Source organism: Listeria ivanovii subsp. ivanovii (assembly GCF_900187025.1).
Lineage (GTDB): Bacteria > Bacillota > Bacilli > Lactobacillales > Listeriaceae > Listeria > Listeria ivanovii.
This window is the reverse complement of record NZ_LT906478.1, coordinates 324,964-350,706: the sequence shown is the minus strand read 5'-3', so window position 1 is coordinate 350,706 and position 25,743 is coordinate 324,964. Positions and strand designations below refer to the sequence as shown.

The following is a 25,743-nucleotide window of genomic DNA, read 5'->3' as shown; positions in this document are numbered from 1 at the left end:
AGCCCTCGCTCACCTCTCCTCACTATCCCTATGTCTCGTATAATCCGTAAAAATAAACAGTCCCATCAAAAAGCTTATCAGACAGACGACTGGGCGGAAGTAGATTCCGGAATAGCTCGGCGTGAAAATCAGTCCGAAAATTAGTCCGAATAGCCATAATACCAGGGCCATGAATATTAGAAAGTCGTTTCGATAGGCGCAGATGATTAGGATTCCGGCTACTATCATTGCGAATGACATTAAGTATCCGGATGAAGCTGCTAAGTCGTCTGGTATCATGAATAGATTGTTTTTCTTGCTCTCTGGACTTAGTATTTCAGCCAGTCCGCCGATGAAGCCTGCTTGGATGGACATAATCCCACAAAAAATTCGCATTTTACACCACTCTTTTAATAAAATACTTATTTGCTTATTTATTATGTCACAAAATATCTGTGTTTGCTACGCGACGAAAGTAACTAAATCTTGCTTAAACACGCCAAAAACTTGTGTAATTTGCTTTATCTTGAATGTTGAACTGAATAATTTTTTCTAGCAAACTAAAATCGACTGGTTTAGCCCAAGTGATGCGGAATAGGCCTTTTGTATGGCTGTATCCTGCTTGTTTTAGGTCTTCTTCAAAGCGCTCAATTCCGGCTACTTCTGGGGAAATGCTCATATGCTGTTTTGCAACAGAAATGCCGATAATGAATGTGCCATTATTTGAAAACATTGGTGTATTCCATTTGATTTCCGGCTTTAAGTTTGGAAAGGTTTCAGCAACCCATGTTAAAACTTCTTTTGTGCGCTCGCGGTGGTCAGGGTTATCGATCCCAGCCAAATATTCTGCAAAAACTTCCATATTCTTTTCCTCCTATAAAAATGTCTTATTCTCACTATTTTTTTTCTAGCTGTGCAATTCAACTAAGTTATTCTACAATTATACTTTTCTTTCTCATCTATTGTCAAAAGTAAACAAATGTATATTTCAGTTCTAATTTGGCGTGATATAATTTTGAAAAAAATATTTGAGGTGAAATAATGAAACACAAAAAAGTTACTTGGTTAGAATTATTTTTTGACTTAGTTTTTGTAACCGCGGTGTCTTCTACAACACATTTATTATTAAGTGTTGATTGTCACCCGGATAAAACAGCTATTTATTTTGTGGAATATCTTTTAATGGTTATTCCGATGTTTTGGTGTTGGGTTGGTCAGACTATGTTTGTAAACCGTTTTGGTGGAGAAAAGAAAAATTTAGAACTCTATATGATTCCACAAATGTTTTTTGCTATTTTACTAACAGCTAGCTTTCATTCAGCATTTTCTGATGCTTATTACACCTTTTTAATTGGCTATTTAGGAATTCGCTTTATTATTATCATTCAATATTTTACTATGAGCAGAAGTTTAGTAAATGCGCCGCGAAAAGTAGCTTTGTTGCTCGGAAATATTTTTCTGTTAGGTTTTTTGACAACAGGAGCTTCGTTCTTTTTTGATGGAACATTGCGCTACTTCTTTGTATATTTGGGCATCGTGGTGGATATGGTTATTCCCCCATTTTATATAAATACTTTACGTAAAGTTCCTGTTGACTTTTACCATTTAGCGGAACGTTTTGGTTTATTTGTCATCATCACCTTTGGAGAAAGTTTTTTTGCTATTACCTCTATTTTATTTGGTCATACTCTTGATCCTTACACAGTTATGTATGCTTTCTTTGGCTTTATCATTATTTGGACATTTTGGGCCTCCTATTTCCGTTGCCATGATAAACTTATTGACTTTGATAAACCGACACATGGGCAATGCTTTATTTATGGGCATTTCTTAATTATTATTTCGATTATGTTGCTTGCGGCGAATTTGCATCTACTGTTTGATAATATTTTGCAAAGAGAAATTCTATTATTGATGCTTTTTGGGGCTGTTGGAACCTTTTTCATTTCCAAGCAGCTTGTTTTTGCAGCACATAAAAAAGCCGAAGTGACATTTTATTTATGGAAAAATGCATCTTTATTGCTACTTTTAATCGGACTCTTTTTTATTAATGTATCGATTGAGGTTCCATTATTTATTAGCTTTTTTTGTATTTGGATTTGTGCGGTACTTGATCTTAGTCTCCAAAGTCATACTTTCCGGTTGGCAAATATATAAAAAACAAGTCCTTCGTTTGGACTTGTTTTTGTTTGACTCAATATAATCGTGCATTTTTAAGTTTTTCTTGTTTTGATTTATATGCTTGTTGAATGCTTTCTTTGTTTGAAACTTCGGAAACTCCCACATTCCACCAGTTAAGATAGCCTTCTGACATTGTTTTCGGTAGTACTTTCATTTCTATTAAAGTAGTTCTTGTTTGTGTTTTGGCATCTTTAAGTGCGGCAATTAAATCCGTTTTTGTGTTGGCGCGGTATACTTTTGCACCGTAGCCTTCTGCAATTTTAGCGTAATCGACTTGCATGATTTGGTTACTGCTATCACGGAATTCACAGAAAAAACTATCGCTACCATTTGCCATTTGGAGGTTATTGATGCAACCGAACCCGGAATTGTCGAATAGCATGATGTTGATTTTTTCGCCATATTGTAAAGAAGTCAATAGTTCGGAGTGGGACATGCAAAAGCTGCCATCGCCGACAATAGCGTATACTTCTTGCTTGTCTGCTGCGGCCATTTTTGCACCGAGCGCTCCGTTTATTTCGTAACCCATACAGGAATAGCCGTATTCTAGATGGTAAGTGTTTGGCACGGCTGGATTCCAGAGTCGTTGTAAGTCGCCTGGTAGTGAACCTGCTGAACAAACGACGATGCTATTAGCTGCCACTGTGTCATTGATTGTAATAAGCGCTTCAGTTTGTGTAAATTCAGTCTTTAAGCTGTCTGCATATTCATTTAATGTGGCTTGGTTAAATTGATTTTTGATTTCTGGGCTAAAATTATCTCTGGTAAATTGAGTATTTCCGAGTCTCTTTCTTTCAGTGAGCCATTCGTTTTTATAAGTGGTAATCGTGTCGCCAAATTCGGTTTTGTAGCCTACTAAAAGTGGTGTTAGTTTTTGTAAAGTAGCTTTGACATCCCCAACAACCTGGAAAGCATCTAGTTTGTATGTTTGCATTCGGCTGACATTGATATTTAGGAATTTGGTTGCCGGGTCAAATGCCGTTTTAGAGCTAGTTGTGAAATCGGTGTAGCGTGTACCAACGCCAATGACTAGATCAGCATCATGGATTGCTTTATTAGCGGCTAGCGTTCCTAAGATTCCGGTGCCACCTAGATTATTTGGAAATCCGAATTCGACAGTTGATTTCCCGGCATGCGTTTCGACGAGTGGAATGTTGCACTGCTCGGATAGCGTAGTTAGTTCTGTTCGTGCTCCGGAATAGCGAGCGCCACCGCCAACGATGATGACTGGGGTCTTGCTAGCTTGAATGCGTTTCGCCGCTTCAGTTAGTTCGCGCTCTGTTGGAGTTTGCCGGTTTAAATAATGCACTCTTTTTTGGAAAAATTCCTCTGGATAATCGAATGCTTCTCCTTCTGTGTCTTGTGCGATACAAATTGTTGCTGGGCCTGCGCTTGCTGGGTTCGTCATTACTTCGAAAGCGCGAATCAAGGCACTCATCAGCTGTTCTGGTCGTTGCACGCGGTCAAAGTATCTGGAGACTGCTTGGAATCCATCGTTCGTTGTTATTGCTAAGCTCGACTCATGTTCTAGCTGTTGCAACACTGGGTCAGGCTGTCTAGTTGCAAATGTGTCAGCTGGCAAAAATAATACAGGTAAATTGTTTGCAAGTGCGGTTCCAGCAGCTGTAATTAAGTTAGCAGAACCAGGCCCAGCTGACGTGGAACACGCGAAGATTCGCTGCCGATTGTTTTGTTTTGCATAACCGATTGCCGCGTGCGCCATACCTTGCTCATTTTTTCCTTGATACACTTTTAAATGACCTGGGTTTTCTTCCAAGGCTTGCCCAATTCCAACTACATTCCCATGTCCAAATAATGTGAAAATCCCATCCACAAATGGTGCTGATTCCCCGTCTACCTCAATAAACTGCTGATTTAAAAATTTCACCAAAGCTTGTGCGGTAGTTAGTCGAATTGTTTTTTCAGTCACGCGATTCCCCTCCTAGTCCGCTTGCGCAATGAGCGCTTTAATTTCATTACTCGTTGGCATTGCATCGGATGAACTATGCTTGCTAACCACAATGGAAGCAGCCGCACTTCCGTATTTAAGCGCCGTTTCGATACTTTCGCCATTAAATAAGCCATATAAGAATGCGGATGCGTAGGAATCACCCGCGCCAAATGTTTTTAGCACTTTTGTTTTATACGCTTTTGTTTGGAAAGTTTCTCCTGCTTTTGTATAGGCGAAAGATCCGTCTACCCCATGCTTGATCACGACAATTTCTGCTTGATGTTGGAATAAATTGGTTTTCGTTATTTGATTGTTACCACCAGCTTGGTTTTCCATCCGATCGAATTCGTCGCGCGTTCCGATGATGATGTCAGACTGCTCAGCGACGAGCGAATAATATACCGCTGTTTCCGCTTCGTTGTTCCATGTGTATGGTCGATAATCCAGTTCAAAAGCTACTACGACTTCATTTTTCCGTGCTAGACTTACTGCTTTTAAGACAGCTTCTCGTGATGGACTTTGCGCCAAGGCAGTTCCAGAAACAAGCAGTAAACGCGCATCTTTAATATAGTCCTCAGAAACTTCAGCTGGGTCTAAATAAAGATCTGCCACATTCTCGCGATACATTAAAATACTGCACTCGTCCGGGCTTTTGATTTCCGTAAAAGCTAGACCAACTTTGCGTCCTTCTGTGTCTTTTACCATACCATCAGTATTAATCGTCAAGTCATGCATATATTTTTCGATAAAACGTCCGTGTTGGTCATCAGAAATTTTACCGATAAAACCTACTTTTAGTCCAAGTTTTGCCGTTCCAATTGCAATATTCGCCGGAGAACCACCTACATATTTTGAAAATGTCATCGTTTCTTCCATTGGTCGATTGTATTCTACGGCATTTAAATCGATACAAGCACGCCCTACTGTGATTAAGTCTAATTTCCGTTCGCTATGTTTGTTTAAGTCCATGCTAACATCCTCCTTTTAATCTCTGTCTAAAATCCATTCGTGATCCGGGTCATTGTGAAATTTCCAGATTCGCTTCGGTCCAGCCATTACGTTTAAATAGTAGGAATCATAACCATCTGGAACTCCTACTGGATGATAGCCTTCTGGGACAATGACTGCGTTCCGATGTTCCACTGCCATTGTTTCATCAAGCATACGGTCATCCGTATAAACTCGTTGAAACACAAAGCCTTGTTGTGGATTGATTTCATGATAATAGCTTTCTTCCAAAAGTGATTCCGCGGGCAAATTGTCTTGATCGTGTTTGTGCGGAGGATAGCTCGAAAAATTTCCGCTGTCAGTATAGACTTCAACAACAAGCAAACTAGTCGCAATTTGGCTCGTATCAGGAAGAATATTGTGTACGAGTCGTTTATTTTGGTATTTACCGCGATGCTCAATGGAATTATCACTCGCTTGGATGAGAGTTGTTGGTAATTTTTGAGTGGCCGGCGAATAACAAAGTGCCACACATGCTTTCTCGGAGATTCCTCTAATAGAAAAGCTTTTACCGCCTGAAATATAGACACTATCAGTTGGAATTTTCTCAAAAACACTATTTCGTGTGCCAACTTGGGCAAAGATGTTTCCGCCTTCGTTAATTGTTACTTTTCCAGTAAGGATGACCGCGCAGCATTCTAATTCAGCAAGTTGTTCTTCATAAATCGCGTCTTGTTCTAGTTCAATCATCCGAAATCCCACATATTTCAGTGGTTCATTTATATCATGAATCAGCTTCACGCCGGGTGCTAACACCTTATTCATTGGTTTTCGTAGTAGTTGTGTCATTTCTACATCCTCCTATTCTTCGTAACCTTTTAACGAATATCTCGCGGTCACTACTTTTTTATGTGTGTAAAAATCTACGCTATCTTTGCCGTTTGCATGAAGTGTCCCATAAAACGATGATTTCCAACCTGAGAACGGGAAAAATGCCATTGGCGCTGGTACGCCTAAATTCACACCAAGCATTCCGGCATCGATTTTTTCTCTAAAATAACGAATTGCTTTGGCATTATTAGTAAAAATACAGGCACCATTGGCAAATTCAGATTGATTAGCGACGCGAACAGCTTCTTGTAAGTTTTTCACACGGATAACAGACAACACTGGTGCGAATATTTCTTCTTTCCAAACTGTCATATCTGTTGTTACTTCTTCCAAAATAGTCGGTCCAACAAAATATCCTTCTGAAAGCCCAGTTTCACGACCGTCTACCGTTAGTTTCGCACCTTCTGCAACGCCTTTTTCAATGTAATCGAGTGTTCTTTTTTGGTTTTCTTCGCGAATTACAGGACCGAGGAACACACCATCGTCTAGTCCATTTCCAGTTTTCACATTGCATGCAGCATTTCGAAGCGCTTCCAAAAATTTGTCTGCAATGCCCTCTTCTACTGTCAGAACGGCACACGCCATGCAACGCTCCCCAGCTGAACCAAATGCCGCCGAGATTACGTTCGCAACGGTATCTTCCAAATCAGCATCATTTAAGACAATCGTATGGTTTTTCGCGCCAGTTAGCGCTTGCACTCGTTTTAAATTCGCGCTCCCTGTTTTATAAACGTATTCGCCGACTGGTTTTGATCCGACAAAAGAAACCGCTTTAATTTTATCGTTTTCTAAAATACCATTAACCACATCATGCGCACCATATACGACATTAAAAACTCCATTTGGAAGTCCAGCTTCGGAAAAAAGTGCAACCAATTTTTCCATTAGTAGCGGGGTTCGTTCGGAAGGCTTCAAAATGAACGTATTTCCAAGTGCAATAGCCATCGGAAACATCCAACAAGGGACCATCATTGGGAAGTTAAATGGCGCAATTCCACCAACAACTCCAACTGGATAGCGATAATTTGCGGCTTCTACATCGGTTGCAATCGATGCCAGTGAATCTCCCATCATCAGTGTCGGTGCTCCAGCTGCAAATTCCACATTTTCAATCCCTCGCTGTACTTCACCGCGCGCTTCTGATAAGTTTTTTCCGTTTTCTAAAGTAATCAATCTGGCCAATTCTTCTTTATGTTGAATGAGCAACTGCTGGAATGAAAATAGAATCCGCGCTCGTCTCGGTACGGCAATTTGACTCCATTTTTCAAAGGCTTTTTCGGAAATCTCCGCTACTTCGTCTAGTTCCGCGCGTGTAGAAATCGGTACTTGGCATAACACTTCACCAGTTGCCGGATTAATGACATCTTCATATTTATCCGTCTTACTCGTTACCCATTCGCCATTCACATAGTTCTTCAATTTCCGTACTTTTGTCATCTATCTATCCCTCCACTTCCATTACTCACAACTTAACTACAAGTCGCTTATACACTCATCTTAAGGCAATAATTTTGGCTAGTCAATTTAATTTTTGTCACTCACTTAACCATAAAAAGTCATAGCAAATTAGGTTGTGAGTATGTGTGATAAATGGATGAAAAAACTAACTATTAACAACTACTTGAAAAATTGTGATGCGAAAACGTAAAGCCTACTTTACATTTCTTCATTTTTAATTTAAAATAATAGTAAAGATATCTTTACTAGGTGGTGATCATTTGAAAGTGACAAATCGGGTTAAAACGTTACGCGAAGAAAAAGGGATTGCGCAAAATGATTTAGCTTCGATATTAGAGGTTTCAAGGCAAACCATTCACGCGATTGAGAAAGGGAAATATAATCCAAGTTTAGAGCTTAGTTTGAAGATAGCTAAGTATTTTGAGTTAGCAGTAGAAGAGATATTTCAGCTAGAGGAGGCATAGAAGATGAAAAAGTATCATTTTATGAGAATAATAAGTTCAACCTTTATAATAGCATATGCTTTTTTGTTATTACCAATTACACGAGGAGAGCAACCTCTCGCAGAAAATAATCCCATCTTATTATTTTCTGCAATTATAATTGGAACTATCTCCTCCATTTTCATGTTCAAAGAAACAATTGAGAAGCAATATAAAAAAGAGAAGACAGAAAAAGATGAGCGCTATTTTAAAAATAGGAACACCTTTTCTTTTTATTTTGTTATCGCCTTAGCCATAATATTACCAATTTTCATGATTATTGTGAGTACACAACACCATTTACAAATATCACTTTCAAGCCTTGCTATTGGCTATTTTGTGATTAGTTTTTTCTATATGTTTTGTTTAGAAATTATCCAAAGAAAAGCATAAAAAACACCCCTACACCAAAATCTAATTTGGCGCAGGGGTGTTTTCCTTTATTTTGCTACAACAGGAATATAAAGCGTAAACTCAGCTTCTCTAAGGTCTTCCAAATTGAATGATCCCGCAATACCTACGTCACTGCTTTGGCTAACTTCGCCGTAAGCTGCACCAATGAAGCCGTCTAGTGCTGGGCGGTCTGTTTTAACGGTTACGAATTTAGCGTATTTACCTGCTGGGATGTCAAAAGTTGTATCACCGTTGCCATCCACGCTTGCAACAACATAATATTGTAAGCCATCGAGACTTGCGTTAATGCCTACGTAGTCTTTTTCATTTTTTGCAAATTTTGTGAAGGCGGATTCTTTGATTTCACTCATTGGTCCAAACCCTTTTTGCGGATCAAATTCAGGGATTTCTGTCTTCGTTCCTGTAAATGTTTCTTCGTTTAATTCAACAATTTCAAATGCCATAATATTTCCCTCCAAAAAGTTACTTAATTTTGATATGATGTAACTATAACATGCGAATGATGACAACAGTCTGTCATCATTCGAAAATAAAGGAGAAAAAATGAAAATTGAGCGGCTCATTGGGATTATTATGCTACTTTTGCAAAGAGAACTTGTTAGTGCTTCTGAAATGGCGGAAATGTTCGATGTTTCTAAGCGAACGATTTTCCGTGATATGGATACGTTATCAATGGCAAATATTCCAATTTATACGATTGCTGGAACAAAAGGTGGTATCGGGATTATGCCTACCTACAAAGTGGACAAGAAGCTCCTTACAACAGAAGATTTGCAAGCAATTATTACCAGTTTGGACGGGATGGAGCAGCTATTATCTTCCACTAATACAAAGAAAACATTACAAAAAATGAAAAATATGCTCGACCCAACAAGCGAATCACCTGCAAGCTCTATTTCAGTAGATTTCTCCAATTTAACGACAAAAAGTGAGTTAAATTCCCAAGTTGAAAAACTTTACTTAGCGATTAAAAAACACCAACTAGTTGAGCTCTGTTATATCGACCGGAATGGTAAACAAACTATCCGAAAAACCGAACCCTATCACCTCCTTTTTAGGAATCGTTCATGGTATTTACAGGGTTACAGTCTGGAGCGTAGCGACTTTCGGACTTTTAAGTTATCGCGAATGGTAGAACTCGAAGTGCTGGCAGAAACTTTTGAAGCGAGAGCCTTTGTTGTAAAGCCCTTTGGAATAGTTGCTCGTCCGCCACTTTTTCTAATGCATGAGGTTTCGCTTATAGTGGATAAAGTGGCTCGCGAACAAATCATCGAGCGTTTTGATTTAGTTGAAATTTCAAGACACGACGAAGAACATTTTTTTGTAAAAGTAACGCTACCTAATCATGAGGCAGGATATCGCTTTATTTTGCAGTTAGGGACACATGTAACCATTCAAAATCACGATGACTTTTATGATAATTTTGTTGCTTACTTAAACGAAATCCAAGGAAAATATTTATAAAAATGGCTCTGCTAATTCGTTTAGCAGAGCCATAGTTAGTTAATCTTTATATTTATAATCCAAATCTTGATAAGCTGTTTGGTAATGCCCGCCGTCAGCTACTTCTGAATGATAAAGTGCTTTTAAAGCGAAACTTTTTTCTAAATCCATTTCTTTCATTAGCTTTTGAAGGCGTTCTTGCAGGTCCACGCTATCTTTTACAAGCTCTTTCATTTGTGATTTTACATATTTCATCGTAATTCCGCTCCTTTTCACACATTATAACACTTTCTAGCTCGATAAAAAAGGAGTGCGACATATCGTCACACTCCTTTTGCAATTTCTTAACCAATTAACTCCATTGCACGGTCAAGAACAGCTGCCCCGTTCACCCGTCCATAATCAAGCATATTGATTACTTCGACAGGAATTTTTCCACCAACTACTTTTTCAGTGTTTCCTTTTAAATAACCCACTTGAGGTCCAAGTAAAATGACATCTGCTTTTTCCCAGTTTTCATTTAATTCAGCGTCAGATACAGCCCAAATATTCGCTTCCATTCCTTGTTCTGTTCCGGCTGCTTTCATTTTTTCTACTAAGAAACTTGTTGACATACCAGCGTTACAAACTAATAAAATATTTTTCATGAGTTAAACTTCCTCTCTTATTTTTCTTCCGCTTTTTGTGCTGTCGCGAAAGCAACTTTTTCGTCCATACGTAAGAACGGTAGATAGATAAAGACGGTTACTACAATAATAATTACTTGTAAAACAGACGCTCGCCAGTCTCCACCTGTTGCTAAAAATCCAGAAATAATTGGTGGTGTCGTCCACGGAGTTTGCACAACGACATGATTAATCCAACCAGCTGCGGTCGCATAATACGCTGTTGTTAGTGAGAAAATTGGTGCAAGTACAAATGGAATAATTAGTAACGGATTGAAAACGATTGGTAGCCCAAAGATAATTGGTTCACTGATGTTGAAAAGAGAAGGCGCCGCGGATAGTTTGGAAATATCTTTATAGTCTTTTCGTTTCCCAAAGATGAAAATGGCAATTAGTAAGCCAATCGTGTTTCCTGACCCACCCATCACAGCAAAAGTGTCTTTAAATGCCATGTTAATAATATGGGGGATTTCTTGGTGATTCGCATAAGCTACCATGTTTTCTTGCATATTTTGTAGTAAAAACGGATCTAGTAACGGTCCAGAAATAACGGCTTGGTGAATACCTAAACCAAAGAACAAATTGGCGATAGAAGTAATAAGCAAGAATCCTGGCAGACTTGTTGTTACGTAACTAAGTGGTTTCGTAATAATCGTCGTTACTAAAGTATTGAAGTCCATGCTGAAAATTTGGTTGACCGCGAATGATACAACCGAGAAAATGATGACCGTAATCATAATGGGAATTAATACATTAAATGACTTAATAACAGCCGGGGGAATATTTCCGGTTAAATTGATTTGCATCCGTTTGTTTTTCGATAATTTAATGAATAAATCCGTTGCAATCAAGCCAACGATAATTCCGACGAACATGCCAGCTGCACCAGTATAACTAACAGGGATAACATTTGGAACTTCGATGGATTTAGTTGCTCCTTCTGGAAGAAAGGTTGTCGCAATCGGTGTCACCACAATGAAAGAAGATAAGGCAACTAAAATTGGTGCAATCACATTTTTATAACCGCGGTTTAAACATAAGTGGTACGAAATTGCGACGGTTACAAGTAACGTAATAACACTTAGCGTTCCGTTCCCAATCGAGATACCGATTTCTTGCCATGTTCTGAGTGTGTCAGGATTAACAATCTTGCCCATAAAGCCAGTTGGTTCTAAAATAACATAATTGATTAACGTTACAAAACCAGCCAAAATCATAAACGGCATAATACTCGCAAAAGCATCACGCAAGGAACGCAAATGAATCTGTCCACCGAGCTTTTGTGCTACATTAATAAAGCCATTAACAATCGACTTCTTTTTCGATTCTGCCATCAGTTATTTCCTCCCTTTTTCGTCCCAACAATCTTGCTTGTTTCATACTCAAAGCCATTAGCATCACTCATTTTTTTATAAAACTCGCCACTTTTTTTCATCGTCCGCTTGCCAGTTTTCACATCTAGCGAAACTAATCCGTAACGATTTTTATACGCATTAATCCATGACCAGCAATCAATAAATGTCCATAAGTGATAACCCTTAATATCACAACCTTCTTGGATAGCTTGATGCACGTATGCTAGGTGGTCTTTGACAAACTCAATGCGGTAATCATCTTCAATTTGACCTTCTGCATTTAAGAAACGTTCTTCATTTGCAACACCCATCCCATTTTCGGAAATAAAGGATTCGATATTACCGTAATTATCACGAATATCTATACATAAATCATAAATACCACGCTCATAAATTTCCCAACCACGGTAAATGTTCATTCGTTTGCCAGGCATATTATGTGGTTCAAAAAACCAATCCGGTAGAAATGGGCTTTTCTCATTGATAGCAGTAAGACGGGCTTTGACACGTCGCGGTTCATAATAATTCAAACCAAGAATTTGCGCCGTATTTTCTTTAATGGTAACCAAATCAGCTTCAGTATATTCCGGCATTTGGTCATATTCGCGCATGATTTCAACTAATTTCGCTGGGAAAGTTCCTTTGACCATTGGATCTAGGAAACTTCTCGTATAAAAAGCATCACAGATTTCTGCAGCTTCTAGGTCATATGGATTTTGGCTACGCGGATAAGTCGGACTGAGATTTAAAATCACGCCAATTTTCGAAGTTAAATTTAATTTTTTGAATGCTTTAATCGTTAGCGCATGGGCCAAAATAGTATTAAAACCAGCTTGTGCCCCGCGTTTGAAGTCAATTTGATTCGGATAATGGAAATCTTCTAAATAACCGCCAAGAATTGGTCCAAGTGGCTCATTGAACGTAAACCAGTGATAAACTAAATCGCCAAATTCTTTAAAACAAGTATCCGCAAAATGAACATAGGCATCAACGACTTCTCTTGATTCCCAACCACCCGCATCTTGAAGTGCAACTGGCATATCGAAATGATATAAGTTCGCAAATGGTTTGATACCGTTTTCATTCATTTCAGTAAGTAAATCACGATAAAATGCAACTGCCTTTGTGTTTACTTCTCCAATGCCATCGCTTGGAAACATCCGCGCCCATGAAATCGAAATACGGAACGAATTATGCCCTGTTTTCTTCATCCACTGCACATCTTCTTTGTAACGATTAAAATGATCGGTTGTAACTTCTGAGCCTATACCTTCGTAAAAACGATTCGGTTCTGTTTCAAACCAATGCTCCCAAACGGTTTTTGCCTTCCCAGTGTCGCCGCGGCCTTCTGCTTGTTCTGCAGACCATGCGGAGCCCCACCAGAAGTCTTTTGGAAATGTTAATAATTCTTTCATGTTTTATGGCCTCCCTTTTGTCAAAATAAATATAGCATACATTTATTTAAAAAACAATACTTTTTATAAAAGATATATACCTTTAGACATAGGGATACCTTTTATCAAAAGTATATGATATACTATCTTTATTACATGAGAAAAGGAGCCAATAAAATGTCGGGAATGGCTAAATACATGGAAATATACATAGATATCCGTGATAAAATCAACCAAAATATATATACAATTAACGAAAAACTGCCCGGTGGAGATACATTGGCGCGTGATTATGGCTGCAGTAAGCTTACTGTCAAAAAAGCACTGGATATGCTTGTTCAGGAAGGGATGATCATTAGGCGGCGCGGAGCTGGTACTTTTGTGAAATCTCACTCGACAAACGGCGGCGAATTAGCTCTCGGACCGATGGCTGGGCTTGTAAATACCTTTGGAAAAGATAATATTAAGTCGAAAGTTATTTTATTCTCGATTGAAAAGCCTTCAAAGGAAGTTGCTGAAAAACTAGAAATGCAAGATGACTATATTTATCGAATAATTCGGATGAGGGAAGTTGGTCATAAAGCATATTCGATTGAACATACGTATATGCCACTGGCGATTATTCCTGGTCTAGAGCCACGCCATTTGGAAGAATCGATTTATAACTACATTCGGGAAGATTTGAAATTAAAAATGCAGAGCGCGCATGTTTGGGTTCGAGGTGATAAATCGAATCAAGAGGATAGCAAGTTGCTCGAGTTGGAAGAACCTACCTTTATGATGGAAATTGAAAAACTCGCTCATTTGGAAGATGGCCGTGTTTTTGAATATTCGATTACGCGGCATACGTATGAGTCGTTTGTGTTTGAAACGGTTTTTGTGCAGAATTAATAAAAACAGCGACTCCCAAATTATTGAGAATCGCTGTTTTTCTGCTATATCTTCTTCACAAATTCTGATTTCAGTTTCATTGGACCAAAACCATCAATCTTACAATCAATATCATGGTCGCCGTCAACTAGGCGGATATTTTTTACTTTGGTCCCCATTTTAATTGGGTTAGATGCGCCTTTTACTTTTAAGTCTTTGATGACAGTAACGGAATCGCCATCTGTAAGGATGTTACCGTTAGAATCTTTGAATACTTTCTCTTCTTGCGCTTCTGCTACTGCACTCCACTCATGTCCGCATTCTGGGCAGATTAGGAGTCCGCGGTCTTCGTATGCATATTCTGAGTTACATTCTGGGCAATTTGGTAATTTTGGCATTTTGCTTGTTCCTCCGATTGTTGTTTTAATCTTCTAATTCGACGTTATGATATACTTTTTGCACGTCTTCTAGGTCCTCTAAAGCATCGATTAGTTTCTCAAATTTTTCTAAATCTTCTCCTGCTAATTGAATGTCATTTTGTGGGATCATTTCGATTTCAGCTATGGTAAATTCTTCAATTCCCGCCGCTTTTAATCCTTCTTGAACTTTGTGGAAATCTTCTGGTTCCGCATAAATAATGGCTTGTCCATCTTCATCTGAAATATCACGAACATCAATATCTGCTTCCATTAGAAGTTCAAGCAATTCGTCGGCATCCTTACCTTCTACACCAAAAATCGCGGTATTATCAAACATGTAAGCAACGGAACCACTTACACCCATGTTACCACCATTTTTACTATAAGCTGCACGCACATCTGATGCAGTTCGGTTTACATTATTTGTTAGCGCATCAACAATAATCATCGAACCACTTGGGCCAAAACCTTCATAGCGAAGTTCGGAGTAAGTTTCGTCGCCAGTCCCTTTTGCTTTTTCGATAGCACGATCAATAATATGTTTTGGCACATTGTATGTTTTTGCACGTTCAATAACAAAGCGTAATTTTTGGTTGGAATGTGGATCTGGGTCGCCTGATTTAGCCGCTACATATATTTCAATTCCAAATTTTGCATAGATACGACTATTCGTTTTATCTTTTGATGCTTTTTTCTCTTTAATATTTGCCCATTTACGGCCCATATTACCACTCTCTTTCTAAATTGGAGTTTTTCTCTTGTCTCTGTACTATTATAAGTGTAAGCACGTGATTTGTTAAGTGGAATTTTAACTATATTTATTAAAAGTGGCTACTTGTAGCATTTTTTAGGTCAAAAAGCTTGTCTAAAAAGAAATACGGAATCATTTCACCAGTGGCGCTTAAATTTTCGAGTTCTTCTTTCGTCACAAAACGAGCATCCGCTACTTCTTCTTGCTGTAGTATTAAGTCACTTGGTTGGATGTTTTTTGTAATGAACCAGTAATCATCGAAACCGTAGTCAAAATGGAAACTAAATTTAGCGCGCTCGTTGCTTAAATCTAGTTTGATTCCCAATTCTTCTTGGACTTCTCGTTCGGCTGCTTGTTGACTCGTTTCGCCTTTTAGTGCTGAACCTGCAGCGGATAAATCCCAATATCCCGGCCAAGATTCTTTCTCTTTTTGGCGCTTTTGAATTAATAATTGATTTTCCTCGTTAAAAATACACACATGAACAACTAAATGAAGCTCGCCTAGCTGCATTTTTTCACCACGAATATGCGTTTTTCCGATTAATTGACGCTGATTATCATATAAATCCCACTTTTCCATGCAAATGCCTCCTTTTGTTCGGTACTATTGTATCAAATGCAGCATATGATTTTTCAGATAAGCTAATCTATCTACTAGCATATCTTTCAAAACATTTGGGCGAATTGCGATAATATTATCACCGTAAACCAACAAATAATTGATGATAAATCGTTCTTCTCCTTTATTGTAAAAACCGCGAATAAGATTTCTACCTTGCTCAGAATGAAGACTCATAGAAGGATAATGCTCTTTATAAAATAAATCTATCCCTTTTTGAGTTATTTCTACTTCAAAATTGGTGGCATTTGCTTGTTTATAAAGTTGCTTATTATCCTTTTTGAGATTAGCTAAGACTTTTGGCTCAAATTTAATACTTTCTTCCATTGCTAAGATTTTATCACAACGAAATACTTGTATTTGTTCTGTTTCAAAGTTAAAACATGTCCCATACCATTGTCCATATGCGGACGAAATATTATAGAATTGAACAATATACACTTTCTCCGTTCCTTGCTTATTATATTTCAGCTCACATACTTTTTCTTCCATTGCAAACTGCAAGATCACATCTAGAAATTCACATTCGTTATTATGTTCCACGTAGCCTAAGCTAAATACTTCTTCTATTTTATGAAGCATCTCTGTTTTTTGGGTCGCTAAACAGTTTTCGAATTTCTTTTTTAATTTCTCTACACTTAAATGAAAAGGAGTTGTTTCATAGGCTTTTAAAGTTAACATTGAAAAATATAACGCAAAAACCTCATCTTCATTGAAAAAAATTGGAGATAACAATCGATTACGAAGCATGCTATAATGACCATTTCTCCCAAGCTCTGAATAAATTGGCATACCGATTTCTTCCAAAGACTTAATGTCTCTAATGGCTGTACTTCGCGAAACATGATACTTAGACATTATGTCACTCAATTGAAAGGAATTTTTATCGTTTAAAAATAACATCATATCATTTAGTCTTTCTGATTTTTTCATAGAAATCTTTTCTCCTTCGCAATAAAAGGTGTCACTATTTGATACCTTTTATCATTATACTATAATTAGAAATCTTAATAAAGGAGCCAAAAACAATGAAAAAACTTTTTCTATCCTCTTCTTTTGCCGATGTTGCCACGATATTTAGTGATTTTGAAAAGGACTTAGCAGGTAAAACGGTTACTTTTATCCCTACAGCTAGTCTTGTTGAAGATGTTGTGTTTTATGTAGAAGCTGGTAAAAAAGCCCTTGAAAATTTAGGTTTAATAATTGATGAATTAGATGTTTCTACTGCAAGTTTTGAGGTGATTGCCAAAAAAATAGCTCATAATGATATTATTTATGTCACTGGTGGAAATACTTTTTTCTTATTGCAAGAGTTAAAAAGAACTGGTGCGGATAAGTTAATAACAGTGGAAGTTGAAGCTGGAAAACTCTATCTTGGTGAATCCGCTGGGGCCGTCATCACTGGGGCAAATATCGAATTTATAAAAACGATGGACAGCATAGACAAAGCGCCCAACTTAACAAATTATGATGCTTTGAATTTAGTCAATTTCTACACAGTTCCTCATTTTAACAGTGTACCTTTTAAAAAAATAACGCAAAAAATAGTAAATGAAAATGAGGAATCCTTAAAATTAGTTCCAATTAGTAATAAAGAAGCTATTCTCGTTCAAGATAATGAAATAACCGTTAATTTTAAGCCTTAAAAACAAATGAATAAAAATGTCTAGAAATCTTCTGAAAACAGATTTCTAGACATTTCTTAATATAAACAAGTAATTTGATGTGCTTTAAACTGTTTTTCGACTTCAGCATCTAGTTTAAAGTCTGTAATTAAATAATCTATGTCATGACACGCTAGGCTTTGATGCATAAATTTATGCCCGACTTTTTCTTCGGTAACTAGTAAAACGAGCTCGCTAGACTGACGCCTGAAAGCTTGCTTAATTAAGGCTTCTCCTTCATGGGTTTCAGTTGCTCCGGTATCATAATCTACCCCGCGACATGAAACAAAAGCAATATCCGCATTATACGTAAGTGCATCATTATATGCTTTTGCTCCATTGACCGTGTAACGTTTTGTTAAAATCGAGCCGCCTAAAATACTAACTCGTGCGCTAGTAAACTCAGATAACATCGAGGCAGTCATTACACCATTAGTAATAATCTGCAATCCTTCAAATTTACTTAAAGCATCAATTAAATACAGCGATGTCGAGCTAGAGTCTAAGAAAATTACCATATCATCACGAATAAGTGATTTGGCAATATCAGCAATCCTTATTTTGTTTGTTTCATTACTTCGCTCGTTCATTTTCATCAAGTAAGGCAAATCAATTTTTTTGTTATCAATAATCATTGCCCCGCCTCTAGTTCGCCTCACGAGCCCTTCTTTCTCAAGCTCTACTAAATCGCGCTTCACTGTTGCTTCACTATAATTAACTAGTTCCACCAAATCAATAATCCGCATAAATTGTTCTACTTTTAAACGGTTAACTATTTTCAGTTGGCGCTCTTTCGCTGTACTTAACATGCTACTTCACTCCTCAAAGGGCAAAAGTGCTCCAATTAGCCCTTTCGCCCTTGCAATTAGTATTTATCTGCTTGTCCGACTGTATTTAAAATGTTTAATTTATGTCTCACTACTTCTTTTACTTTTTCGTTTGCTGACGGATACACTTGGTTTGGTTCATACATTTCAGGATTTTTAGTAAGCACCTGACGAATTTCCTCAAAGAAGACACTTTTCAGATCCGAGCTAAGATTTACTTTCCTAACACCATACTGGACGGATTCGCTTACTTCTTTATCCGGATTCCCTGACCCCCCGTGAAGCACAAAAGGAATATCCAACCGTTTATTTAATTCTTTTAAAAGCGGCATGTTGAGTTCCGGCTTTTTATCTTTAGGATAGAGTCCATGTGCCGTTCCAATCGCAACTGCTAGAGTGTCAATGCCTGTTCTGCTCACAAAATCTTCTGCTTGATCTGGGTCAGTATAAACAATTGTGTCCGCCCCACCTTCAGCAGACCCATTATTACCAATTGTCCCAAGTTCCGCTTCCACAGAAACGCCTACTTTATGCGCAAGAGAGACCACTTCTTTTGTTAACGCAATATTATCTTCATAACTAGCTCGAGACGCATCAATCATAACGGAAGTGTAGCCATTTCTAATTGCTCGCATGACATCTTGAATGGTTCCACCGTGATCCATATGAATAACTACCGGAACTTTACTTCTAAGTGCATATTCGCGAACGGTTGCGACAAAATTATCCCCAAGATAAGCAATTTCATCTGGATGGATTTCGATAATAACTGGTGCATTACTTTCCTCTACTTGTTCCATCACCGCTTTTAACATATCAAAACTACAGATATTAAATGCCGGTACCGCAAATTGATGTTCTTTTCCTACTTCTAAAAGATCTTTCATTGTATATAACATTATATCATCTCCTGTTTATTTTTCCGCTTATTTAGCGGTGTTTTTAATAACCCTACTGAGATTGCTGTCACGACAGTACCTGCTGCAATTGCTATTAAGTAGATAAATAAATGATTAATTACATTCGGAATGAACATTACCCAAATTCCGCCGTGTGGAGCCATAGAAGTAACTCCTGCTCCCATCGAAATCGCTGCTGCTGTAGCCGAACCAAGCATCAAACTAGGAATTACTCGGAGTGGATCAGCCACTGCGAACGGAATCGCTCCTTCTGTAATATAAGATGCCCCTAGTACCCAACATGAATTTCCAGCTGCTTTTTCTTCTTTTGTAAATTTATTTTTGAAAATTAAAGTGGCTAATGCTAATCCAAGCGGTGGTACCATTCCAGCTGCCATACATGCGGCAATTGGAGCGGTAACCCCCGCCGACATCAGACCGATAGAAAAGGTAGAAATCGATTTGTTAATTGGTCCGCCCATATCTGCCGCCATCATCACGCCAATCAAGAGCCCAAATACCACACCAGACGTTTCACCAAGGCCATTTAACCAACCAGTAAGTGCATCTAACACCCAAGCTATCGGTGTATCAATAACGAAAACCATCGCCAAACCAACTATCGTAATTCCTAGAAGCGGTACAACAATCAACTGATAAATCGAAGCAAGTGATTTAGTGACATTCACTTTATTAGCAAAGAAGTGAGCTACGTAACCTGCCAAAATACCGCCAATCATCCCCCCAAGGAAACCAGAACCACCAACTGTTGCAAGTGTTCCGGCGACAAGCCCCGGTGCAAAACCGGCTCGTCCAGCAACGGAAACTGCTATCCCGGCAGCAAGTGCTGGAACCATCAGTCCAAATGCAGTATCTCCACCAATTTTAGAGAACGCTGCGGCAAGGGCATTATAGGAATCAGAGTCAGGATTAGAAGCATCAATTCCAAACGCAAAACTGATCGCAATCAAAATCCCACCCGCAATAACAAAAGGCAACATGTAGTTAACACCATTCATAAAATGATTATACAGACTTGCTTTGGGTGGTTGTTCAGAATTACTTAAAGTGTTTTCCTTCGCATAATTTATTAGTCCTTTTCCAGCAATAGTTTCCTCAATCACAACATCAGCTTCTTTAATTGCCCTTGATGTAGATACTTTTTTTACCTTCTTTCCAGCAAACCTAGATGTATCAATTTCTTTATCGACTGCTAAAATAACATAGTCCGCCGATTCGATATCATCTTTTGTTAAGACATTTTCAACTTTTGCTCCTTGCGTCTCTATCTTCACTTCATAGCCAAGAGCCTCTGCTGTCATAGTTAACTTTTCAGCAGACATATACGTATGCGCAATACCAGTGGGACAAGCTGTAACACCAACTATTTTCATGTAAAACGCCTCCTTATTCTGATAAAATTGTCATAATTCCTTCTTTACTTTTTGATTTTTTTAACTTTTCAATGAATTTATCATTCATTAACTTTCTTGAAAGGTTACTTAAAATATCCAAATGCGTGTCGGCAGCTTTCTTTGGAACCCCAATAATAAAACTGCATTCAATTGGTGCATTATCTAGTCCAAAATAATCAGCTATAATGCCAGAATGAACAAAAACAATCAACGGTTCTTTCACATACTTGCTTTTTGTATGAGGAATACCAAACCCAGACTCAATACCTGTCGAAGTTTCATCTTCTCGTTTATACAAATCACGTACAAATTTTTTATGATTTGTAATAGCTCCTTCTTGCTCTAACACTTCTGCAACTTTTTCAAATAATAGTTGCTTGGTTTGAATACGATTATCAAAAATAATGCGATTTTCATTTATCAAATTTGATATATCCATATTATACATCCTCTCTCAATAAAGTAAGCGCTTCCCTCATTTGATTACACTATATCACGTTGAACGACTTCATTCAATATAATGCGCCAATTATGCAAAAAGTTCATTTTACGGCTTCTTTAGGACTTTAAATTGAGCTAAAACGTTCAAAAAGAATCAAAAAAATACCGCAAAATCTCTCCCGCGGTATCTTTCCTTATTTACAACCTTCCACGCCTTTTTCCAAAATTTCCATTTGCAGTAGCGTTTCTTCGTCAGTTACTTTCTTCGGTTTTCCATTGATAATGGCTTCATAGAGATCATCGTACACACGACCATAATCGCCCACTTCAGAAATGACTTTTTCCTCATGCCACACCCCCGCATCATCCACATAAGTTAATGTGCCGTAATGCTCTGGTAAATCAATTCCAAAATCTTCATGACTCGGCATATAAAATAGTTTTAGATGTTCTTCTTGGCGGTCTTTTGTTTCTTTCGTGAACATCCCTTTTTTACCATATAAAACAAAGCTTGGACGGGCTTTAATCCGGAAATAACTTGATTTTACAGAGACTTTGGAGATTCCATAGTAAAAATCAAGGTCAAAATAGTCATTCATGCGGCCTGCACCTAATAATTGGCGCACATCGTAATGAATATCATCTGGCTTCCCGAAGTAAGAAAGCACTTGATCAATCGTGTGGCAACCATGCCCATACAAATAACTATCATAAAACTTGAATTCATGAACAGATTCAGGAATTTCTGGCCGGAAATAGTCATAATGCATTTCCACTTCCAAAAGTTCGCCAAGTTTTCCGCTTTCAATCACTTTTTGAGCCGTTAAAAAGTCAGAGTCAAAGCGGCGATTTTGATAGCATTGAACAATTAGACCACGTTCTTTTGCCAGTTCAAAAATTTCTTTCGCTTCTGCATACGTCATCATAAATGGTTTTTCGACTAATACGTTTTTACCATTTTCTAACACCATTTTAGCATATTCAAAATGAGAGCTTTGCGTTGTCGAAATCGTAATAAGCTGAATTTCTCCGTCTGTTAAAAGCTCCTCTAAATTTGTTGTGTAATGCACGCCTTCCATTTTATCCCACGTAGCGGTTTTCGGATTTCGATTGTAAATTGTTTTCACTTGGATATTTTCGCGTTCTAGAATAAATGGTAGATGGTATCTGTTGGTGCTTTTCCCATTACCAATAAAACCCATTTTTAACATACTTATTCCTCCTTTTTCCCTTTAATCACTTCTCACTTACTCATCATACTACAAACCCTTTACCCCAAACAAATTCTATCAACTAAAAAGCTTGCGAAAACGCTTATTAAAAGCGGCTCCGCAAGCTTTTCTAATCACAAACTATTGCTCGAAAATTATTGTTGTTCTTTTACAAATTCAGCTGATTTATCGCCAGCTTGACGACCAAAGATAATGATTTCAGCTACGGAGTTACCACCGATACGATTTTCTCCGTGCAAGCCCCCTGTTACTTCCCCGGCAGCGAATAATCCTGTAATTGGTTTACCATCTTTATCTAGAACTTCTGTATTAGTATTAATTTTTACGCCACCCATTGTATAGTGAATTCCTGGTCCGATTTTGATTGCATAGTATGGCGCTTTGGATAAGTCGTTGTCCATTCCTGTTGTTCTGCCAAATGCTTCATCTTTTTTGTTTTTCACGCTAGCGTTCCAAGTATCTAACGTTTTTGTAAGTTCTTCTTTTGGTACGTCGATTTTGCTAGCTAGTTCATCCATTGTTGCTCCTTTTTCAACAAAGCCCATTTCGTCATATTGTGCGATAGCTTTTACCCGATCTTTTACACCAGAATCGAAAATAAGGTATGCGGATTTTTCAGGTAATTTGTTGATGGACGCCGTCACATTATCGCGTGTATCTAATTCATTCCCAAAACGTTTTCCTTCTTGTGAAACTAAAATGGCTCCCTCACCACGTACGGCTTCACCAATCAGATAAGATTTCTCTTGTTGCACTGTTGGATGGACTTGAATTTGATCCATATCTACGGTTGTCCCACCAAGTTTTTCGATCATTTTAATACCGTCGCCAGTACTTCCTGCTTGGTTGGTTGTGACATATCCTTTTAAGTCAGGACGTTCTTTTTCTATTAATTCTTTGTTTGCCCCGTAGCCACCAGTTGTTACAACTACAGCATCTGAGCTGATGTTTTTGTCTTCTTTATTATTAAGACGTACTTTTACTCCAGTTACTTTTCCGTCTTTTTGTGTGATTTCTTTTACATCTGCATTAACGAACACTGGAATTTTTTCTTCTTGGACATTTTTTAATAAACCGTCGACTAGGTATTTACCTACTGCAGAACCATCTTCTGGGCGGTGTGTACGCTTTTCGCTCATTCCACCTGTGATAGTTAAGTTGTTTAATTTAATATCCATTGAATCTAACCAGTCAATCGCACTTGCGGAATTATCTACGAAGAAACGAAGCATTTCTTTATCATTCGTTCCGTGACCACCTGCTAATGTTTCTTCGTAAAATTTATCGTTATTATCATTAATTCCTTGTTCTTTTTGGAATTTAGTTTCAGATGCATTCATACCAGAAGAGGCTTTCAAAGTGTTTCCGCCTGCTTGTGGCATTTTTTCAAGAATTACTGGATTCATCCCTTTAGCTTTTGCTTCTAGTGCTGCGGATAACCCTGCTCCTGCTGCACCAACTATGACAATATCGTATTCATCTTTTAATTCTGATGGATCTGTATAGCTCGTTTTCGATGCCCCTGATGTTACTTCTGTTTTCTCTTTGTCTTTTGTTTCAGTCTTGTCGCTTTTACTTGTGTTGTTACTTCCACAGCCTGCGATGACTAATGCAAGTGATAGTAGCATGATGAGTGTTATTGATAACCTTTTTTTCATTTCTGTACCTCCACTTTTTTGGTAAAAATTTTCCCTTCCCCAATAGTTTGTGATTATATTAACATATTATAGCATTAATAGAGACATCTTTATAGGGCATCAGACAGATTTGTTAAAGTAAGAAAAGGAGGAATTTACAGACTTCTTTTAAAAATGGCGAATCTTCTCGGTAATTACTCCCCATTAATTCAACAAAGTGCTATAATAACAACATCAAATATTAAAGGAGCCTCGCCATATATGATTAATAAATACGAACCATTAAACCTTTACACCAATTTTAAAAACGCTTCTGAGCGGTATCCGGAAATGCCGATTCATTTTGATGAAGAGCTAGTCACTTTTCCAGAATTAGGCCTACATACGACTTACAAAAAATGTGAAGAAGCCATTATTCAAAAAGCTGCACACTTGCACAAATTTGGTGTCCAGAGGGCTGAAAAAGTGATTGTTTATAAATCAGCTAAATTTGATTCTTACGTTTTAGCTGTGGCGATTTCTTACCTTGGAGCAGTACCAATTATGGTTTCCTCGCATCTTCCAGCGTCTACTATTGATATTTTTGTTAACAGACTTGATGAGCCATGGTTACTTTTCGACGGAGAAACTTCTGATAAAAGTCATCAATTAAATAATTTACCGGACGAACGATTGATCAATGCTGAACAATTATTTAAAGCTCCACTTGGTGACTATACTTGTCCGCAAGAAGAACTACCGAAAGATATGATTGCTTATATGACGCATACATCCGGAACTACTGGTGTGCCAAAATTAATTGCTCACTCTGCGAACTCGATGGGCTGGAGAACCAAGTATCAACGCCGTATTTTGAATTTCATCAAACCTCGAGATCTTGTTGCTTTCCATATTTCGCCTGTACATTCCCGTTTTAATATTGGTATCTCTTCCTTGATGTCGCTTGGCTTCCCGCTACTTCCGATTGCCAATCCATCCAAAGAAAACATCACTCAAATATTGCGCGAATATAAACCATATGTCCTTGAAACTCATCCAAATCACTTTGTCCAATGGGCATCTCTTGCGCGTGAAAAACCAGATGTATTTGAAAGCATCAGATTTTATCATTCTACATTTGATGCGATTAATAAAGAAACAATGGCTACTTTCCTTCGTACCTCTTCTTATAAAAAACCGATTTTTTTACAAATTTATGGTCAAAGCGAATGTGGTCCAATGATTTTACGTGCGCATACGTTGAAATCAATTAAAACATTAAATGCGCGTGATATGGGAATTGGTATGCCTGGACTTACAGAAGTTCGCATTGTTGACCAAGAAGGTAACCCTGTTCCTGCGGGCGTTAGCGGCAATATCCAAATGCTTTCGAAAGGACGTGCACTGACGTATTATAAAGAAGAAGCTCGTTTTGAAGAAAATGTTTACGGTCCTTGGTGGGACAGTGGTGATTATGGTATGAAAGATGAACTCGGTCGCCTATTCCTGCAAGACCGTCAAGTGGATTTAGTGGAAACGATTGATAGCACGCTTGCGATTGAAGATAAATTACTTGATACACTAACTTTCTTAGATGAAGTTGTCATTATCCGTGGCAAAAATGGTAGTCCTCAGCCAATTATCGCTGTTCATGATGACAAAGAAATGAACTGGGATGCTTGGTGGAATGCGGTTTCCGATTTGCCACATATGAATGAACCAATCGTGATGAAATATGACGAGATTCCAAGAACAGCAACAATGAAAGTTCAACGCCTACAAATGGAACGCGAACTACAACAATAAGTGAAAAAAGAGACTTGATTTGT

Annotated in this window: 27 protein-coding genes and 1 pseudogene; 7 read left to right on the top strand and 21 right to left on the bottom strand. The window is 38.0% G+C overall.

Features of this window, described 5'->3' with window-relative positions; all coding sequences use genetic code 11:
• Positions 1 to 9: 9 nt before the first annotated feature.
• Both CKV67_RS01680 and CKV67_RS01675 read right to left on the bottom strand, forming a co-directional pair.
• Positions 10 to 375 carry a hypothetical protein gene (locus tag CKV67_RS01680; RefSeq protein ID WP_014091849.1) on the bottom strand — a complete coding sequence of 122 codons (366 nt, stop codon included), beginning with the start codon at positions 373 to 375 and terminating at the stop codon, positions 10 to 12.
• A gap of 94 nt (positions 376 to 469) precedes the next feature.
• Positions 470 to 841, bottom strand: coding sequence for an iron chaperone (locus tag CKV67_RS01675; protein ID WP_014091848.1), 372 nt, complete (start codon positions 839 to 841; stop codon positions 470 to 472).
• Between the two features lie 179 nt (positions 842 to 1,020).
• Between CKV67_RS01675 and CKV67_RS01670 the strand changes: the two genes are divergently transcribed.
• Positions 1,021 to 2,136, top strand: coding sequence for a low temperature requirement protein A (locus CKV67_RS01670; protein WP_014091847.1), 1,116 nt, complete (start codon positions 1,021 to 1,023; stop codon positions 2,134 to 2,136).
• A gap of 37 nt (positions 2,137 to 2,173) precedes the next feature.
• Here the strand turns inward: CKV67_RS01670 and iolD are convergent, their stop codons facing one another.
• From iolD to iolA, 4 genes are read right to left on the bottom strand one after another with little or no spacing between them, the layout of a single operon-like run.
• The gene (gene iolD / locus CKV67_RS01665; protein WP_014091846.1) at positions 2,174 to 4,090 is read right to left on the bottom strand and encodes a 3D-(3,5/4)-trihydroxycyclohexane-1,2-dione acylhydrolase (decyclizing); all 1,917 of its coding nucleotides are present in this window, start codon (positions 4,088 to 4,090) and stop codon (positions 2,174 to 2,176) included.
• A 12-nt stretch (positions 4,091 to 4,102) separates the two neighbouring features.
• Positions 4,103 to 5,080, bottom strand: coding sequence for a 5-dehydro-2-deoxygluconokinase (gene iolC / locus CKV67_RS01660; RefSeq protein WP_014091845.1), 978 nt, complete (start codon positions 5,078 to 5,080; stop codon positions 4,103 to 4,105).
• A 15-nt stretch (positions 5,081 to 5,095) separates the two neighbouring features.
• Positions 5,096 to 5,908, bottom strand: a complete 813-nt coding sequence (gene iolB / locus CKV67_RS01655) for a 5-deoxy-glucuronate isomerase (RefSeq protein ID WP_014091844.1) — start codon at positions 5,906 to 5,908, stop codon at positions 5,096 to 5,098.
• 12 nt (positions 5,909 to 5,920) lie between these two features.
• Positions 5,921 to 7,387: a methylmalonate-semialdehyde dehydrogenase gene (gene iolA, locus CKV67_RS01650; protein ID WP_014091843.1), complete on the bottom strand. Its 1,467-nt coding sequence runs from the start codon at positions 7,385 to 7,387 to the stop codon at positions 5,921 to 5,923.
• A gap of 281 nt (positions 7,388 to 7,668) precedes the next feature.
• Here iolA and CKV67_RS01645 point away from each other — a divergent pair, with 281 nt between their 5' ends.
• Both CKV67_RS01645 and CKV67_RS01640 read left to right on the top strand, forming a co-directional pair.
• Complete coding sequence (locus CKV67_RS01645) at positions 7,669 to 7,872, top strand: helix-turn-helix transcriptional regulator (RefSeq protein WP_014091842.1); 204 nt, start codon at positions 7,669 to 7,671, stop codon at positions 7,870 to 7,872.
• 3 nt (positions 7,873 to 7,875) lie between these two features.
• Positions 7,876 to 8,283 (top strand): hypothetical protein, encoded by a 408-nt coding sequence (locus CKV67_RS01640; RefSeq protein WP_014091841.1) that lies wholly within the window; start codon positions 7,876 to 7,878, stop codon positions 8,281 to 8,283.
• A gap of 47 nt (positions 8,284 to 8,330) precedes the next feature.
• On the opposite strand, the gene CKV67_RS01635 is transcribed toward CKV67_RS01640, so the two are convergent.
• A complete protein-coding gene (locus CKV67_RS01635) occupies positions 8,331 to 8,747 on the bottom strand; it encodes a GyrI-like domain-containing protein (protein ID WP_014091840.1) in 417 nt (138 codons plus the stop codon).
• A 100-nt stretch (positions 8,748 to 8,847) separates the two neighbouring features.
• Between CKV67_RS01635 and CKV67_RS01630 the strand changes: the two genes are divergently transcribed.
• Complete coding sequence (locus CKV67_RS01630) at positions 8,848 to 9,768, top strand: helix-turn-helix transcriptional regulator (protein WP_014091839.1); 921 nt, start codon at positions 8,848 to 8,850, stop codon at positions 9,766 to 9,768.
• Between the two features lie 39 nt (positions 9,769 to 9,807).
• Here the strand turns inward: CKV67_RS01630 and CKV67_RS01625 are convergent, their stop codons facing one another.
• The 4 genes and pseudogenes from CKV67_RS01625 to CKV67_RS01610 all read right to left on the bottom strand — a co-directional run bounded on the left by CKV67_RS01625 (position 9,808) and on the right by CKV67_RS01610 (position 13,182).
• Positions 9,808 to 10,002 carry a hypothetical protein gene (locus CKV67_RS01625; RefSeq protein WP_003718474.1) on the bottom strand — a complete coding sequence of 65 codons (195 nt, stop codon included), beginning with the start codon at positions 10,000 to 10,002 and terminating at the stop codon, positions 9,808 to 9,810.
• Between the two features lie 89 nt (positions 10,003 to 10,091).
• Complete coding sequence (locus CKV67_RS01620; RefSeq protein WP_014091838.1) at positions 10,092 to 10,394, bottom strand: PTS sugar transporter subunit IIB; 303 nt, start codon at positions 10,392 to 10,394, stop codon at positions 10,092 to 10,094.
• Between the two features lie 17 nt (positions 10,395 to 10,411).
• Positions 10,412 to 11,746: a PTS sugar transporter subunit IIC gene (locus tag CKV67_RS01615; protein ID WP_003750932.1), complete on the bottom strand. Its 1,335-nt coding sequence runs from the start codon at positions 11,744 to 11,746 to the stop codon at positions 10,412 to 10,414.
• A pseudogene (locus tag CKV67_RS01610) lies at positions 11,715 to 13,182 on the bottom strand (glycoside hydrolase family 1 protein). The gene CKV67_RS01615 and the pseudogene CKV67_RS01610 overlap by 32 nt, the downstream one beginning before the upstream one ends.
• Before the next feature lie 156 nt (positions 13,183 to 13,338).
• Here CKV67_RS01610 and CKV67_RS01605 point away from each other — a divergent pair.
• Positions 13,339 to 14,052, top strand: a complete 714-nt coding sequence (locus CKV67_RS01605) for a GntR family transcriptional regulator (protein WP_014091836.1) — start codon at positions 13,339 to 13,341, stop codon at positions 14,050 to 14,052.
• A 44-nt stretch (positions 14,053 to 14,096) separates the two neighbouring features.
• Here CKV67_RS01605 and CKV67_RS01600 read toward each other — a convergent pair whose 3' ends face one another.
• The 4 genes from CKV67_RS01600 to CKV67_RS01585 form a co-directional block, all read right to left on the bottom strand.
• A complete protein-coding gene (locus CKV67_RS01600) occupies positions 14,097 to 14,429 on the bottom strand; it encodes a zinc ribbon domain-containing protein YjdM (RefSeq protein ID WP_014091835.1) in 333 nt (110 codons plus the stop codon).
• 25 nt (positions 14,430 to 14,454) lie between these two features.
• Positions 14,455 to 15,174, bottom strand: a complete 720-nt coding sequence (locus tag CKV67_RS01595) for a YebC/PmpR family DNA-binding transcriptional regulator (protein ID WP_025279735.1) — start codon at positions 15,172 to 15,174, stop codon at positions 14,455 to 14,457.
• 97 nt (positions 15,175 to 15,271) lie between these two features.
• Complete coding sequence (locus CKV67_RS01590; RefSeq protein WP_025279734.1) at positions 15,272 to 15,781, bottom strand: NUDIX hydrolase; 510 nt, start codon at positions 15,779 to 15,781, stop codon at positions 15,272 to 15,274.
• Between the two features lie 24 nt (positions 15,782 to 15,805).
• Positions 15,806 to 16,753 carry a helix-turn-helix transcriptional regulator gene (locus tag CKV67_RS01585; protein ID WP_014091833.1) on the bottom strand — a complete coding sequence of 316 codons (948 nt, stop codon included), beginning with the start codon at positions 16,751 to 16,753 and terminating at the stop codon, positions 15,806 to 15,808.
• Positions 16,754 to 16,848: 95 nt separating this feature from the next.
• Here CKV67_RS01585 and CKV67_RS01580 point away from each other — a divergent pair, with 95 nt between their 5' ends.
• Positions 16,849 to 17,466, top strand: a complete 618-nt coding sequence (locus tag CKV67_RS01580) for a peptidase E (RefSeq protein ID WP_014091832.1) — start codon at positions 16,849 to 16,851, stop codon at positions 17,464 to 17,466.
• 56 nt (positions 17,467 to 17,522) lie between these two features.
• On the opposite strand, the gene CKV67_RS01575 is transcribed toward CKV67_RS01580, so the two are convergent.
• The 6 genes from CKV67_RS01575 to CKV67_RS01550 all read right to left on the bottom strand — a co-directional run bounded on the left by CKV67_RS01575 (position 17,523) and on the right by CKV67_RS01550 (position 23,956).
• Positions 17,523 to 18,293: a DeoR/GlpR family DNA-binding transcription regulator gene (locus CKV67_RS01575; RefSeq protein ID WP_014091831.1), complete on the bottom strand. Its 771-nt coding sequence runs from the start codon at positions 18,291 to 18,293 to the stop codon at positions 17,523 to 17,525.
• 56 nt (positions 18,294 to 18,349) lie between these two features.
• On the bottom strand, positions 18,350 to 19,210 hold the full coding sequence (locus tag CKV67_RS01570) for a ketose-bisphosphate aldolase (RefSeq protein ID WP_014091830.1): 861 nt from the start codon (positions 19,208 to 19,210) through the stop codon (positions 18,350 to 18,352).
• Positions 19,210 to 20,604 (bottom strand): PTS fructose transporter subunit IIC, encoded by a 1,395-nt coding sequence (locus CKV67_RS01565; RefSeq protein ID WP_014091829.1) that lies wholly within the window; start codon positions 20,602 to 20,604, stop codon positions 19,210 to 19,212. The genes CKV67_RS01570 and CKV67_RS01565 overlap by 1 nt, the downstream gene beginning before the upstream one ends.
• Before the next feature lie 13 nt (positions 20,605 to 20,617).
• On the bottom strand, positions 20,618 to 21,064 hold the full coding sequence (locus CKV67_RS01560; protein WP_014091828.1) for a PTS sugar transporter subunit IIA: 447 nt from the start codon (positions 21,062 to 21,064) through the stop codon (positions 20,618 to 20,620).
• A gap of 196 nt (positions 21,065 to 21,260) precedes the next feature.
• The gene (locus tag CKV67_RS01555; RefSeq protein ID WP_014091827.1) at positions 21,261 to 22,277 is read right to left on the bottom strand and encodes a Gfo/Idh/MocA family oxidoreductase; all 1,017 of its coding nucleotides are present in this window, start codon (positions 22,275 to 22,277) and stop codon (positions 21,261 to 21,263) included.
• Positions 22,278 to 22,432: 155 nt separating this feature from the next.
• On the bottom strand, positions 22,433 to 23,956 hold the full coding sequence (locus CKV67_RS01550) for a flavocytochrome c (protein ID WP_014091826.1): 1,524 nt from the start codon (positions 23,954 to 23,956) through the stop codon (positions 22,433 to 22,435).
• A gap of 240 nt (positions 23,957 to 24,196) precedes the next feature.
• Between CKV67_RS01550 and CKV67_RS01545 the strand changes: the two genes are divergently transcribed.
• Positions 24,197 to 25,720: an AMP-binding protein gene (locus tag CKV67_RS01545; protein WP_014091825.1), complete on the top strand. Its 1,524-nt coding sequence runs from the start codon at positions 24,197 to 24,199 to the stop codon at positions 25,718 to 25,720.
• Positions 25,721 to 25,743 lie beyond the last annotated feature (23 nt).